The 13,303-nt window shown below is 55.4% G+C and carries 14 protein-coding genes; 9 read left to right on the top strand and 5 right to left on the bottom strand.

What is annotated here, in order from left to right; genetic code table 11:
• The first annotated feature begins 14 nt into the window (after nucleotides 1-14).
• Nucleotides 15-1,022 carry a hypothetical protein gene (locus ACAW74_RS28575; protein ID WP_370701634.1) on the top strand — a complete coding sequence of 336 codons (1,008 nt, stop codon included), beginning with the start codon at nucleotides 15-17 and terminating at the stop codon, nucleotides 1,020-1,022.
• 99 nt (nucleotides 1,023-1,121) lie between these two features.
• The gene (locus ACAW74_RS28570) at nucleotides 1,122-1,688 is read left to right on the top strand and encodes a precorrin-2 dehydrogenase/sirohydrochlorin ferrochelatase family protein (protein WP_370701633.1); all 567 of its coding nucleotides are present in this window, start codon (nucleotides 1,122-1,124) and stop codon (nucleotides 1,686-1,688) included.
• Between the two features lie 143 nt (nucleotides 1,689-1,831).
• On the opposite strand, the gene ACAW74_RS28565 is transcribed toward ACAW74_RS28570, so the two are convergent.
• A complete protein-coding gene (locus tag ACAW74_RS28565) occupies nucleotides 1,832-2,224 on the bottom strand; it encodes a LytR/AlgR family response regulator transcription factor (RefSeq protein WP_370701632.1) in 393 nt (130 codons plus the stop codon).
• Between the two features lie 163 nt (nucleotides 2,225-2,387).
• Complete coding sequence (locus ACAW74_RS28560; RefSeq protein WP_370701631.1) at nucleotides 2,388-2,732, bottom strand: hypothetical protein; 345 nt, start codon at nucleotides 2,730-2,732, stop codon at nucleotides 2,388-2,390.
• 63 nt (nucleotides 2,733-2,795) lie between these two features.
• On the opposite strand from ACAW74_RS28560, the gene ACAW74_RS28555 reads away from it, so the two are divergent.
• Nucleotides 2,796-3,266, top strand: coding sequence for an OsmC family protein (locus tag ACAW74_RS28555; RefSeq protein WP_370701630.1), 471 nt, complete (start codon nucleotides 2,796-2,798; stop codon nucleotides 3,264-3,266).
• Between the two features lie 39 nt (nucleotides 3,267-3,305).
• Here the strand turns inward: ACAW74_RS28555 and ACAW74_RS28550 are convergent, their stop codons facing one another.
• A complete protein-coding gene (locus tag ACAW74_RS28550) occupies nucleotides 3,306-4,658 on the bottom strand; it encodes an NAD-dependent succinate-semialdehyde dehydrogenase (RefSeq protein ID WP_370701629.1) in 1,353 nt (450 codons plus the stop codon).
• Nucleotides 4,659-4,807: 149 nt separating this feature from the next.
• Here ACAW74_RS28550 and ACAW74_RS28545 point away from each other — a divergent pair, with 149 nt between their 5' ends.
• The 5 genes from ACAW74_RS28545 to ACAW74_RS28525 all read left to right on the top strand — a co-directional run bounded on the left by ACAW74_RS28545 (nucleotide 4,808) and on the right by ACAW74_RS28525 (nucleotide 10,999).
• Complete coding sequence (locus ACAW74_RS28545; RefSeq protein ID WP_370701628.1) at nucleotides 4,808-6,271, top strand: hypothetical protein; 1,464 nt, start codon at nucleotides 4,808-4,810, stop codon at nucleotides 6,269-6,271.
• 231 nt (nucleotides 6,272-6,502) lie between these two features.
• Entirely contained in the window at nucleotides 6,503-7,294 is a 792-nt protein-coding gene (locus tag ACAW74_RS28540) for a hypothetical protein (RefSeq protein ID WP_370701627.1), read from the top strand.
• A 147-nt stretch (nucleotides 7,295-7,441) separates the two neighbouring features.
• A complete protein-coding gene (gene lipA / locus ACAW74_RS28535) occupies nucleotides 7,442-8,320 on the top strand; it encodes a lipoyl synthase (RefSeq protein ID WP_370701626.1) in 879 nt (292 codons plus the stop codon).
• A gap of 106 nt (nucleotides 8,321-8,426) precedes the next feature.
• Entirely contained in the window at nucleotides 8,427-9,581 is a 1,155-nt protein-coding gene (locus tag ACAW74_RS28530) for a lycopene cyclase family protein (protein WP_370701625.1), read from the top strand.
• A gap of 68 nt (nucleotides 9,582-9,649) precedes the next feature.
• Nucleotides 9,650-10,999 carry a DEAD/DEAH box helicase gene (locus ACAW74_RS28525; protein ID WP_370701624.1) on the top strand — a complete coding sequence of 450 codons (1,350 nt, stop codon included), beginning with the start codon at nucleotides 9,650-9,652 and terminating at the stop codon, nucleotides 10,997-10,999.
• Here ACAW74_RS28525 and ACAW74_RS28520 read toward each other — a convergent pair whose 3' ends face one another.
• Together ACAW74_RS28520 and ACAW74_RS28515 are read right to left on the bottom strand one after the other, a co-directional pair.
• Nucleotides 11,000-11,530 (bottom strand): helix-turn-helix domain-containing protein, encoded by a 531-nt coding sequence (locus ACAW74_RS28520; RefSeq protein WP_370701623.1) that lies wholly within the window; start codon nucleotides 11,528-11,530, stop codon nucleotides 11,000-11,002.
• Nucleotides 11,527-11,775 (bottom strand): DUF4160 domain-containing protein, encoded by a 249-nt coding sequence (locus ACAW74_RS28515; protein ID WP_370701622.1) that lies wholly within the window; start codon nucleotides 11,773-11,775, stop codon nucleotides 11,527-11,529. The genes ACAW74_RS28520 and ACAW74_RS28515 overlap by 4 nt, the downstream gene beginning before the upstream one ends.
• A gap of 169 nt (nucleotides 11,776-11,944) precedes the next feature.
• Here ACAW74_RS28515 and metK point away from each other — a divergent pair, with 169 nt between their 5' ends.
• Nucleotides 11,945-13,222, top strand: coding sequence for a methionine adenosyltransferase (metK, locus tag ACAW74_RS28510; RefSeq protein ID WP_370701621.1), 1,278 nt, complete (start codon nucleotides 11,945-11,947; stop codon nucleotides 13,220-13,222).
• The last annotated feature ends 81 nt before the right edge of the window (nucleotides 13,223-13,303 follow it).

Raw genomic sequence — 13,303 nt, 5'->3', positions numbered from 1 at the left:
ACTCAACACACGTTATGAAAAAGACAGTACGGGCCATCGCGCTGATGGCTACGGTATCCGCCGCCTCGCTGGCCGGATCAGCCGTAATGGCGCAACAGCGCTACGACGACAACCGCAACGACGACCGTTTTGAACGCCGCGATGATCGCCGCGACGACCGCATGGACGATCGGGAACGCGAACTGCGTGATCGGGAGCGCGACATGCGTCGCAATGACCGCCGCGACGAAGACGCCGACGATGTAATTCGGGATCGCCGCGATTTCCGCCGCCGCGACGCACAGTATCCGGGCTACGACAACACCTTCCGCGAACGCAATGACCGGAGCTTCGGGCGCATGTACAACCGCAATGACCTGAGCCAGGCCTACGACGAAGGCTTTGAAGACGGGCAGCGTTCGTACAAAAAAGAAGAACGGACTGAGCACCGCGAAAACTACAAGAACTTCACGTTCGGGCTGTATGCCGGTGGTAACTCGACCCGCTTCGAAGGCGAACGCATCGACGCCAACGGGAACGCCGCAGGGCTACAGGGCCGCCTGGGCTACCAGTTGGGTTTCTTCGTACGGGGTGGTGGCCGTTTCTACGGACAGATCGGGGCTGAGTACTTTGGCTCAAGCTCTGAGTTTTACTCGACGGCACCGGGCAGCGGCACCGTAACAGGCGGAACGTCACTGACGGGCGTTGGTAGCGTCATCAGCAACGTCGATCAGCGTTACCTGCACGTACCTGCCTATGTGGGGGTGAAACTGGCCCAGTCAGACCGGGGTATCTCGGGCATTCGCCTTCAGGTTGGTGCCGAGTTTGCTACGCCGGTCGGCAATGGAGCCAACCGGGACCTGAACATCACCCGCGACGATTTCAACGAAGCAACGCTGAACGGGCTGGTGAACCTGGGTTTTGATGCGGGTCCGCTGTTTATCGATTTCGTGTATCACCACGGTTTTCAGAACGTACTGCGTGATGTGACCAGAAATTCGCAACGACGCATTCTGGGCGTGAACCTGGGGGTGAAATTTTAGTTTGAGGTTTACAGTTTAAGGTTTGATGTTAAAGGATGCGCCAGTGAGGTATGCGTCCCTCAACGTCAAACCTTAAACTGTAAACCTCAAACGCGTTTGATGAATACCCTCTTCCCCATTTTTGTGAAGCTTGACCAACTCCAGACGCTGATTGTGGGCGGTGGGTACGTTGGTCTGGAAAAGCTCACCGCTGTGCTGGCCAATTCGCCCGCAGCACCCGTCACGCTGGTAGCGCCCGAGATCCGCGACGAAATCCGCGAGCTGGCGGCAACCCACCCCGGCGTCACGCTGGTGCAGGTACGTTACGACGACACGTACCTGACGGGCAAAGATCTGGTGATTGTGGGTACCAACGATAAAGCCGTGAATCGGCAGGTGCAGGCCGACTGCAAGGCCCGCAAGATTCTGGTCAACGTGGCCGATACGCCGCCACTCTGCGATTTTTACCTGAGTTCGGTCGTAAAAAAAGGCGATCTGAAAATCGCCATTTCGACCAACGGAAAATCACCGACGTTTGCCAAGCGATTCCGCGAAGTACTGGAAGAGATGCTGCCCGATTCGCTCCAAGAAACACTCGATAACCTGACCGCTATTCGCCAGAAGCTCACCGGCGATTTTCAGGCCAAAATGGACAAGCTAAACGAGATCACGAAAGTGCTGAAGTAAGTCTGGACAGTCATAAAATGAGAGAAGTCCGGAGTCTGGACAGTCGTTTTCAGTGTTGCTCACGCGAAGCCTTCACTCTAAAACGACTATCCAGACTTCGGACTTCTCTCATTTTATGACTGTCCAGACTTAATAAACAAAGCCTAGTTCATCGACTCGCGGAAGCGGTTGATCAGCGATTTGACGGCTGTCCAGCGGCGGCGGGATATAGGCAGGCGTTCGCCGGTAGAAAGCACGATGTAGGCCCCGCCTTGTGGTGTACGCTCTGTACCAACGATGTAGCGGGCATTCACGACACAGTTACGGTGCAGACGGAAGAAGAACTCGCTGGGTAATTTGGGCTCATAAAATTTAAGGGTCCGCGGCATAAGCATTCGTTTCCCGTCGTTCCAGTGAAGCCAGGTGTAGTTGGTTTCCGATTGGAGGTAGATCAGGTTAGCTACGTGGAACGATTGTTGGCCGTGTTCGCGCTGGTACAGGCGCAAGGTTGGCCATTCTTCGATACCAATGCGTGCGGAGGAGGTTGGAGCGTTCATACCGAGTTAACGATTTAAGAAGCTTGTAAAACGATGCTTCAAAAATAGGTTTCGTCGGATACTAAACCCACGGACATCCAGGCCGTTGTAGGCTATAGTAATTGAGCCGTATGTAAACAGGCGTTTTTTGTATGTGAACGAAAAAGAGCCCCAAAATGCCCCGTCAGAATGGCAACCAGTGGGGCAAAATCGGTGATTTATGGCCCAGAACAACGAAGTATACAATCCCGGCTAGTAAGAAATAACTAAGGGCAAGCCATTTCTTTTTTTGTTCAAATAGGGGTAAATTATGGTAATAATCGTAGACCATCGAGGCCGACAATCCGGCTACCATCATTGAGAACGACAGCACGCCCAGATCGGTCCGGTAGAAACGCAGATTGGCCAGTAGGGGCGTGCCCACGACGAGGTATAGCACCCAGCAGCCGAAGCCGCCCCGGTACAGATAATGGCTGAGCCGGGGGTCGTTCTTAAGGTCGAATAAGTCGCCGGAAACTTTTTCGGACATGGCTGTTGTCTGTTTAACAGAAAGTGAAGATAACGATTTAACGGCTTTAGTGCCAAAAAACTTATGACCGCAACGCCCGCCACCACGCCCGAATCACCCGTTTATTCGACAATGACCGTCGACCTGCAACGCGTGGATGATGCCTTTCATTTTGAAGCGAAAGGCGTAGCCGGAGTAACACTCGACATCGACGGCTCAACCGATATTGGCGGGCACAACGCTGGGGCGCGGCCCATGGAAATGTTGCTGATGGGTCTGGCCGGTTGCAGCGCCATCGATGTAATCGTGATTCTGAACAAACAGAAGCAGATTATCGACGACTTCGCCATTCGGGTGCAGGGGCAGCGGGAGCAGGGTGCCACACCCGCCCCTTTCAAAAGCATTCATATCGAATACCGCCTGCAAGGTGACCTCGATGAGGCCAAGGTACGCCGCGCCATCGATTTGTCGATGGATAAATATTGTTCGGCAACGGCGCAGCTTCGCCCCACGGCCGACATTACCTGGTCGCTGCTGCTAAATCAGGCGGCGTAGGGCCCGACGTTGCCTGGGTACGTTCCCGTAGGTACGTAGTCAGGCAACGTAGATCACCTTCGGGTGGCAAAATTCCCGGATGCCCGCTTCGGCCAACTCGCGCCCATACCCCGACTTCTTCACGCCGCCAATGGGCAGGCGCGAATCCGAGCGGACCACGGCGTTGATAAACACACTGCCCGCCGCCAACTGACGAGCCATTTGCTCGGCTTTGGTCGTATCGTTGGTCCAGATGGCCGCGCTGAGCCCATAGCGGGTCTGGTTGGCCAGCCGAACGGCCTGTTCGGCGTCCGATACCTCGGTGATGGTAGCCAGTGGGCCGAAGGTTTCTTCCTGAAAGACGACGGAGCCGGGCGTCACGTTGTCGAGCAGGACGGGCTGGAAGTTGCACCCATCCCGGCTGCCACCAACCAACAGAGTAGCGCCCTGTGCCATTGCGGTCTGGAGCTGCCGGTCGAGCTGTTCGGCCAGATCGAGGCGGGCGATCGGGCCAACCTGCGTGGCAGAGTCGGTGGGGTCGCCCTGACGCAATTGCCCGATCAGCGCCGCTATTTTTTCGGTAAAGGCTGCTTTTACCGGCGATTCAACCAAAAACCGTTTGGCTGCGATACACACCTGCCCGGCGTTGCTCATGCGCGACTGCACGGCGGCCTCGGCCGCTTTGTCGAGGTCGGCATCGGCCAGTACAATGAGCGGATCACTGCCGCCCAATTCCAGCACCGATTTCTTGATCGACCGCCCCGCCTGTGCTGCTACGGCGCTGCCCGCCCGTTCCGAGCCCGTGAGCGTCACCATGCCCACGCGGTCGTCGGCCAGTAGGGTTTCGATGGTGTCAACGTCGGTAACCAGCGTCTGAAAAATACCAGCAGGAAAACCGGCCGCCCTGAAGGCCGCTTCGATCGCAAGCCCGCAGCCGAAGGTGTTGGGTGCGGGCTTCAGCAGGGTAGTGTTGCCCGCCATCAGCGCCGGAACCGCGTAGCGAAACACCTGCCAGAAGGGGAAGTTCCAGGGCATGATGGCCAGCACGACACCCACGGGTTCGTAAACAACCAGACTGCGTTGCGCTTCCGTGGGTACGTTGTCGGGTTGCAATAGCGCTTCAGCCTGCTCGGCGTAGTAGTCGCACTGGCTGGCGCACTTCTCGATTTCGCTCCGCGATTCGCCTAGAATCTTGCCCATTTCCTGCGTGATCAGGTCGGCCAGCCGATCTTGTTCCTGGCGCAGGTACGTAGCCAGGCGCTGGAAGTAATGCCCCCGTTCAGTAAAGGAAAGAGCGGCCCAATCGGCCTGATCGGCATGAGCACGGGCGAGCTTGGTTAGCACGGTTTCGGGCGTATCGGCCTCGTAGTGCGCAATGACTTCCTGGGTGTACGGATTGATGGTTTGAAACATATGCGAAACTTTATATATGTCATTTGCTACCGCTCAAAAACAATTAATTCGTCGCAGCCTAACAGTAGATACATTTACCGAGGTTACAGTACAATATCAACCACAACTATAACCATTCGTACCTGAATCTGATTTTCTGCCCCTGCCTTATGCAACGTATTATACTCACAGGTCTGACGCTGCTAGCGGTTGCCGCTGCTGCACAAGCGCAGAACACGTCGACACTCAGCCAGAATGGTAACAACCAATCGGCTACTTTTTTACAAACAGGGAATGGCAATGCTGCTACCGTTCGGCAGCTCACCGGCGCGGCTTCGCCCGTCAACATCGGTAACGTGGCTTCGGTGACGCAAACTGCCAACGCCAGCCCGACCAATCAGGCGTTCATCGATCAGCTCAACGGGGCCGACTACAACCAGGCTACCATTCGGCAGTCGGGGGGGAGTAACAACCGGGCTGCTATTGAGCAGAACGGTAGCAATGGTTTCCGGAGTGGTGGTTCAACCTTGCAGGCACCCGGCCTGGGCAGTGCCCCGCTCGCTACCGATGGCAACTACGGAGCCATCCTGCAGGTGGGTAGCGGTAATAACCAGACCAACATTTACCAGAACGCCGGACCGTTGGGCGGCAGCGGTGCCAACTACGGTAACATCGTTCAACTAGGCAGCAACAACGGACTGACGGTCATCGAGCAGCAAAATAACTCGACGCAGAACCGCGCCCAGGTTGAACAGGGGGTCATCGATGCCCCAGGAACAGCCAACAGCGGTGTTGTGCGGCAAAGCGACAACAGTAGCCTCAACCTGGGTTTGATTAAGCAGACGGGTGAGAGCCAGACGGCCGAAGTGCTACAGACTAGCGTAAGTTCCCAGAACGAAGCCCGCATCGATCAGTCGGGGCAGTCGGGACTGGCGCTTGTGTACCAGACGGGCGATGCTACGAACAACCTGGCCGATATAACGCAGGTGAGCAATTCGGCGCAGCCCAACGCGGCGACCATCTACCAGACCGACCAGAGCTATTACAACCAGGCTACTGTTCAGCAGGCAGGTAATAACAGTGTAGCCCAGATCATTCAGAATTTTAGCTCGGCCAACAACGTCGGTACGATTGAACAGGGCGCTACGGGTAATAATAACCTGGCGACCATCCAGCAAACCTACGCCTGGGAGGGTGCAAGCGCCGGGGCCACTGCTTCGTATGGTAGCGGTAGCACGGCCACCATTCAGCAAAACCTGACAACCAGCAGCGCCCTTGGCAACGTAGCCGTGGTTGAGCAGGGTTTCATCAACGGGCTATCGCCGGTGGATGGCTCCACGATTGTGACAAAGAAAAGCGTGGTCACGATTGGTCAGGAGAACGACGTCAACGTGGCGCAGGTACAGCAGGGTGGCGAAAATAACCAGTTGACGGCTACTCAAAGCGGCTACAGCACCATCAAGGGCATAGACAATGGCCCGTTGGTCAACAACTACGCCCAGCAGATTGGCAACAACAACACACTGACCGTGACACAGGCGGGGAGCGTGTCGGTGCAAAACCTGGCCAACATTTATCAGGTCGGCAGCTTCAACAGCAGCACCGTGATTCAGACACTGCCTGGTCAGCAATAACCGCTGGTTACGACCTTCCGAAAAGCCTCTGCCGCAACCGGTAGAGGCTTTTTTATGACGGCTGCTCTGAGCTGGCAACTCCGATCGCCGGGTACGTTACCGAATTGGCAGAACCGGTTCAGAAAAAAGGCCGTGGAACCGGGCAAGGCGTGAAACAACCGTCTGGTTCTGTGCGTTCTTAGCGAGAAGCACTAGTTTCGTTCGTATATTTCGTAATCCGACGATTCACTGATGAAATCTTTCTATATAAAAGCCTGTCTGGTGGTGGTCAGTGGTTGGCTGACGGCGGGGATAAGCCACGCCCAGTCGACCAATGATACCGACGAAGACAATTACAATACCGTAACGACCTTCGGGATTACGACCAACACCAACGCCGGCCTGCTTGGGGGCTTTGTGTTTCGGCAATCGAGACGGCTCGACAGTGAGCTTTTCGGTAAAACGCAGTACCGCTACCTGAGCATTGAGCTGGTAAACGTGCGGCATCCGCGCGAAATTTCGTCGGGCAACAACACGGGCGGTTCCATCACAGCGGGCAAAGAAAATTACCTGTTTGTGCTGCGCCCGCAATACGGCCGCGAAATAGCGCTGTTCCGGCGCAATGCCGACGAAGGTATCTCGGTCAATGCCATTCTGGCGGCGGGGCCGTCGTTGGGGATCATCAAACCGTATTACGTCGAAGTATCGTCGGGCCGGACTACGCGGCAGGTGCCGTATTCGCAGGTGGCCAACCCTACCCCCGGTTCGCAACCCGAGTTCATTGTTGGGTCGGGTAATTTTTTCCAGGGCTTGGGTGAGTCGACGCTCACGGTGGGCGTGCACGCCAAAGCGGCCGTTAGTTTTGAACTCAGCGCCTTCCGTAGCAACACCACTGGCGTAGAAATCGGCTTTTTGGCCGAGCTGTTCCCTAACAAAATTGTCATCGTGCCCAACACCAACACCGCCATTGGCGACCGTACGGTGGGCAACCGCAACTTCTTCTCATCCGGCTACATCACGCTGTTCTTCGGCTCGAAGAAGTGATGCACAATGTACAATGAACGATGCACAATGGATCGTTGCCCCGCATTAGGTGCGCAGCAATCTATTGTGCATCGTTCATTGTACATTGTGCATTTCTGCCAGAACTTTACGGCCTAGTTCTTCCTTTTTGAAGAAACAAGCAGTGCCATGATTGAACTTCCCGTTATCCCTTCCGAAAAACAGCGCGCAAAACGTCCAGACTGGCTGCGGGTGAAACTGCCCATTGGCCCGGAGTATGCGAAAGTTCGGAAGCTGGTTGATACCTATAAATTACATACCATCTGCGAAAGCGGCAACTGCCCCAATATGGGCGAATGCTGGGGCGCAGGCACTGCCACCTTCATGATTCTGGGCAACGTGTGCACGCGCAGCTGTACGTTCTGCGCCGTGGCAACGGGACGGCCCAATGAATATGATGCCGACGAGCCGCGCCGCGTGGCCGAAGCCATCGTGCTGATGAAGGTGAAACATGCCGTCATTACGTCGGTCAACCGCGACGAGCTGAAAGACCGGGGTGCCGAAATCTGGTATCAGACGGTTAGAGCCGTTAAAGAAGCGTCGCCCACGACCACCATCGAAACGCTGATTCCCGACACGAAAGGCAACTGGGACGCCCTGATTCGGATGATCGAAGGCGGGCAGGAAGTGGTCTCGCACAACATGGAGACCGTGGAGCGCCTCTATCGCCGGGTACGTCCGCAGGCCCGTTACGAGCGCAGTCTGGAGCAGATTCGCCGCACGAAAGGCTTTGGCAAACGTACCAAAACGGGTATTATGCTCGGGCTGGGCGAAACGCAGGACGAGGTCTTCAAAGCGATGGACGATCTGGTCGAAAATGGCTGCGACATACTCACGCTGGGTCAATACCTGCAACCGACCAAGATGCACCACGAAGTGATCGAATGGATTCATCCCGACACGTTTGCGATGTACAAAGAGGCCGGTGAAAAACGGGGTATCAAGTTTGTGGAGTCCGGGCCGCTGGTACGGTCGAGCTACCACGCCGAACGTCACGTAAACGTATAGAGAAATGGTATCCGTAGTTATTAATCGTCATGGGTAGTGATTTGTCGGTGAAACGCAACAAATGACCACGAATGGCGATTAATAACTACGAACGACGTTTCTCTTCATGAAGAAATACGATTACATCATTGCGGGCGGTGGTATGGCGGGGCTGAGTCTGGCGTATTACATCAGTCAGTCGAAACTGCGCGATAAATCGGTGCTGATTGTCGACAAGGATTCTAAAGAGCAGAACGACCGGACCTGGTGTTTCTGGGAGCGTGAGACGGGTCCGTTTGAACCTGTTCTGTTTCGGAAATGGAATACCGTCGATTTTTACGGCACCACGCTGTCGGGGCCGCTCAACATCGGCGACTATCAGTACAAGATGCTGCGCGGCATCGATTTCTACGACCACGTCAAAGCCCACCTGGCCAAGTTTCCCAACATCGAATTCCGGCTGGGAACGGTCAACCGCATGAAAGACACGGCCGATGGCGGTTTCCTGATCGTGGACGACGAACCGATGATCGCCGACCTGATCTTCGACAGTACACACGCGCTGAACCTGCGCGATCCGGCCAATCATAATCTGCTGCAACATTTCAAAGGCTGGGTGATTACGGCCCAAAAGCCCTGTTTTGACGTGGCCCGGCCTCGTATGATGGATTTCCGGGTAGCGCAGGAGGGCGACTGCCGGTTTCTGTACGTGCTGCCGTTCGACGAAAAAACGGCGATGGTAGAATACACAATTTTCAACGACCACCTGCTCACCCCCGAACAATACGAACAGTCGCTCCGCACGTATATCGACACCTACATCGATACGGGCGGCTACCAGATCAGCGAGACTGAGTTCGGCGTGATCCCGATGTCGGACGTACCTACGCCTGAGCATCCCGGCGAGCACATTGTCCGGATCGGTACGGCGGGGGGCTACACCAAACCATCGACGGGCTACACGTTCCAACGTACCCAGCAGAATCTGCGCGAGCTGGTAAATATGCTGGCCGCCACGGGACGCCCCGAGCGTCGTAAGCCGTGGTTTATGCAGACATTCAAAGGCTTGCTGGACAGTGTGTTGCTGAATGTACTGCAATACAAGCGCCACCCCGCCGACGATATCTTTACGCGCTTATACGAGCGTAATCCGCCCGCCCGCATCTTCCGGTTTCTTGATGAAGAAACAACGCTCTGGGAGGATCTGCGTATTATGAGCACCGTGCCGCTGGGGCCATTTACGGTGGGCGCTTTCGACGTGATGCGGAAACGCGTGTTTTAACGGGGCAAAGGCTGGCTGGCCCGATGCATCGTAGCCGTTTAACCACAGGATGGGCGTACTTTTGGTTAATGAACCTTGACCAACGTACCCAGCAGCCTGCCGTCACGCCGGTACTCGCCGCCCTCGGCATTGACGCCCTGAATCCAATGCAGCTTGCGGCTGAAGCGGCTATCAAACCCGGTACCGACACGTACCTGATTGCACCCACGGGGTCAGGCAAAACGCTGGGGTATCTGCTGCCGACACTGGCCCTGCTCCGCGCCGATCGGCCGGGCGTACAGTGCCTGGTGCTGGTGCCTTCCCGCGAGCTGGCTATGCAGATCGAGCAGGTCTGGCGCAAGATGGCGACGGGTTTCAAGGTCAACGTCTGCTACGGCGGGCATTCGGTCGAAACAGAAGTACGCAACCTGAGCAATCCACCCGCGTTGCTGATCGGCACACCGGGCCGGATCGCCGATCACCTCACGCGCCGCTCGTTTGACCCCATAAGTATCGACACGTTGGTGCTGGATGAGTTCGATAAGTCGCTGACGCTGGGCTTTCACGACGAAATGGCCTACATCATCGATCAGCTACCCAGTCTGCAAACGCGGGTGCTGGTATCGGCTACGGCGAGTGTGCGTGTCCCCGACTTTGTAAACCTGCGCAACCCCACCCGGCTCACGTTCGGCACGGAAGAGAGCAATCCCGTTTCGCTGACGCTGAAGGCTGTGCCGACTACCCAGTCCGACGACCGCGAAGCCCTATTCCGGCTGCTGTGCACGTTCGGCGACGAAGCGGCGCTGGTGTTCTGTAACCTGCGCGAGACCGTTGAGCAACTAACCGATTACCTCAACCGCAAAGGCCTGTATGCGGCCGCCTATCACGGCGCCCTGGAGCAGGATGCCCGCGAACGCGCCCTGATCCGGTTTCGGAATGGGAGCGTTACGTACCTGATCACCACCGATCTGGCAGCGCGCGGCCTCGACATCCCCGAACTTCGGCACGTTGTCCATTATGAATTGCCGACGCACGAAACCGAGTTTACGCACCGCAACGGTCGCACCGCCCGAATGCACGCCACGGGTACGGCTTACCTGATGCTACCCGACCGCGCCACCGCTGATAACGTACCTGGGTACGTTCCCGACGACCTCGACACGTACCCACTACCCGCGCAAACGCCCCCGCTGCCCGCACCCCCGGCCTTCGTCACGATCTACGTGAGTGGTGGCAAGAAAAACAAACTCAGCAAGGGCGACATCGTAGGGTTCTTCATCCAGAAAGGCCAACTCGCCAATCAGGATCTGGGCCGTATCGAAGTGGGTGATTACATGGCGTTCGCCGCTGTCCGTCGCGACCGCGTAACCGATCTGCTGACCCGCGTTCGGGATGAGAAAATGAAAGGAAAGAAATACAAGATCGACGTGGCGCGATAACTACTCAATTTCGATACGTACCTGCTTGCCCATACCTAGCTGGACAATTTTGTTTAGAGTTTCTAACTGAATATCCGACTTGCCATTCTCGATTCGGGAGATGTAATTTCTCGATGTGCCACTTTTCAGCGCCACTTCAGTTTGTGATAAACCCGCTGCTTCTCGTACCTGCCGTAATTGGCTCCCGATTGTCAGCTTTTCGGTTTTCTGAACCAGTTCGCTCTGGCGATACAACTCGTCGGGATCAAGGTCCAATGGCCCTTCAACAACACGCTTAGCCAGCTCAATACGTATAGGAATAGTAGGCCAATGCAGCGTACGTGCGGGAGAAACCGCTGCCAGCTTGAACACCTCGTAATCAAAAAGAGGATATAGGCGCGTATCCTCATCGTGTTTCCACTGATCAAACAGCCGGGCAAAATCGATCCGGCGAATTTCGGTCGTTGTCCACAGGGCAGTAATGACAAATGGCTCTACTGCAATGACACGGACAATTCTGGGTAATGCCGGTCGGGTGGTAAGACGAGTCATAGGCGTTTAATCTGTGGGTTAAGCTGGTAAAACAGTTCCAGAAGCTCTTGCTGGTTGTTATCCTGCCCTATGTATAACACTGCTTTCTTTACAATCTTGGACGGTAACCATCCTGCAAGTACGTTCAGAGTCCGTATGGCAATGAGCGCCTCATGTTCAGCGTATTGGACATGGCAGTGCGGAGGAAGATGATCGCGTGGAAAGACACTAATGATAATACCATCAAAAAGATCAAAAACTGGCATGGGTTGATAGTCGGTGGGAAAACAGCTAAAAGTACTAAAAGGTGCCTAATTAGATACCCTACCAACTATCTAATGTCACTCAAACTCCGCCAGCGGGATGCACGGCCTTCATGGCTTTACAGATAAAGCCTTAGTTTTGTGCTTTCAAACTAAGTCATAACGGAGTCGCATGCCCTATCTATTTACGTCCGAATCTGTTTCAGAAGGACACCCCGACAAAGTCGCCGACCAGATCTCCGACGCACTCATTGATAACTTTCTTGCGTTCGATCCCAGCAGCAAGGTAGCCTGCGAAACGCTGGTCACGACGGGGCAGGTTGTGTTGGCGGGTGAGATTAAAACCGAAACGTACCTCGACGTGCAGAAGATTACGCGGGAAGTGATCCGCAAAATCGGCTACACCAAGAGCGAGTACATGTTTGAAGCCAACTCGTGTGGTATTTTCTCGGCACTTCACGACCAATCGGCCGACATCAATCAGGGTGTTGACCGCGAGGTGACCAACGACGATTTCGAGACGAAAGCCAACGCACAGGGGGCCGGTGATCAGGGTATGATGTTCGGTTACGCGACCAACGAGACCGATAATTTCATGCCGTTGCCGCTCGATCTGTCGCACAAGATTCTTCAGGAACTGTCACTGATTCGCAACACCGAACCGAATCTGATTGGCTATCTCCGCCCCGATGCCAAATCGCAGGTAACGATCGAATATTCCGACGACGATCGGCCCATTCGGATTGATACGGTGGTGGTGTCAACCCAGCACGACGATTTTGATTCGGACGAGGCCATGCTGGCTAAGATCCGCGAAGACATCATCAACGTGGTGATTCCGCGCGTGAAGGCGAAACTGAAACCCGAGTTGCAGGGCCTTTTCAACGACGATATTACGTATTACATCAACCCAACGGGCAAGTTTGTCATTGGGGGTCCACACGGCGACACGGGCCTGACGGGCCGGAAAATCATCGTGGATACCTACGGTGGCAAAGGCGCACACGGTGGTGGTGCCTTCTCGGGCAAAGATCCCTCGAAAGTAGACCGGTCGGCAGCGTATGCTACCCGGCACATTGCCAAGAATATGGTCGCTGCGGGCCTGTGCGATCAGGTATTGGTGCAGGTATCGTATGCCATCGGCGTAGCGAAACCATGCGGGCTGTATGTGAATACCTATGGTACGGCCAAAGTAGACATGCACGACGGGGCTATTGCCGAGACGATTGGGCAGTTGTTCGATATGCGTCCGTATGCCATTGAGCAGCGCCTCAAACTGCGCAATCCGATTTATTCGGAAACGGCCGCCTACGGGCACATGGGCCGCAAAAACGAGGTAGTTACCAAAACGTTTGGCTCAAACGGAACGAACAAACAGGTCGAAGTCGAACTGTTTACCTGGGAGAAACTCGATTTCGTCGATCAGATCAAACAGGCGTTTGGGCTGTAATGAATGAATAATGAATAGTGTATAATGAATAATGGGCCGGGCGGCGGACCGCTGACGCATCTTACTCTTGCGTCAGCGGTC

Origin of the sequence: Fibrella musci (assembly GCF_041321105.1) — a bacterium.
GTDB classification, from domain to species: Bacteria; Bacteroidota; Bacteroidia; order Cytophagales; family Spirosomataceae; genus Fibrella; species Fibrella musci.
Note: the sequence above shows the minus strand (reverse complement) of the source record. Positions and strands in the feature narration are given on the sequence as shown.

Excerpts from the sequence above, each read along its gene's own strand:
- ACAW74_RS28575 (WP_370701634.1), top strand. The coding sequence starts at position 15 with ATGAAAAAGACAGTACGGGCCATCGCGCTGATGGCTACGGTATCCGCC.
- ACAW74_RS28570 (WP_370701633.1), top strand. The coding sequence starts at position 1,122 with ATGAATACCCTCTTCCCCATTTTTGTGAAGCTTGACCAACTCCAGACG.
- ACAW74_RS28565 (WP_370701632.1), bottom strand. The coding sequence starts at position 2,224 with ATGAACGCTCCAACCTCCTCCGCACGCATTGGTATCGAAGAATGGCCA.
- ACAW74_RS28560 (WP_370701631.1), bottom strand. The coding sequence starts at position 2,732 with ATGTCCGAAAAAGTTTCCGGCGACTTATTCGACCTTAAGAACGACCCC.
- ACAW74_RS28555 (WP_370701630.1), top strand. The coding sequence starts at position 2,796 with ATGACCGCAACGCCCGCCACCACGCCCGAATCACCCGTTTATTCGACA.
- ACAW74_RS28550 (WP_370701629.1), bottom strand. The coding sequence starts at position 4,658 with ATGTTTCAAACCATCAATCCGTACACCCAGGAAGTCATTGCGCACTAC.
- ACAW74_RS28545 (WP_370701628.1), top strand. The coding sequence starts at position 4,808 with ATGCAACGTATTATACTCACAGGTCTGACGCTGCTAGCGGTTGCCGCT.
- ACAW74_RS28540 (WP_370701627.1), top strand. The coding sequence starts at position 6,503 with ATGAAATCTTTCTATATAAAAGCCTGTCTGGTGGTGGTCAGTGGTTGG.
- lipA (WP_370701626.1), top strand. The coding sequence starts at position 7,442 with ATGATTGAACTTCCCGTTATCCCTTCCGAAAAACAGCGCGCAAAACGT.
- ACAW74_RS28530 (WP_370701625.1), top strand. The coding sequence starts at position 8,427 with ATGAAGAAATACGATTACATCATTGCGGGCGGTGGTATGGCGGGGCTG.
- ACAW74_RS28525 (WP_370701624.1), top strand. The coding sequence starts at position 9,650 with ATGAACCTTGACCAACGTACCCAGCAGCCTGCCGTCACGCCGGTACTC.
- ACAW74_RS28520 (WP_370701623.1), bottom strand. The coding sequence starts at position 11,530 with ATGACTCGTCTTACCACCCGACCGGCATTACCCAGAATTGTCCGTGTC.
- ACAW74_RS28515 (WP_370701622.1), bottom strand. The coding sequence starts at position 11,775 with ATGCCAGTTTTTGATCTTTTTGATGGTATTATCATTAGTGTCTTTCCA.
- metK (WP_370701621.1), top strand. The coding sequence starts at position 11,945 with ATGCCCTATCTATTTACGTCCGAATCTGTTTCAGAAGGACACCCCGAC.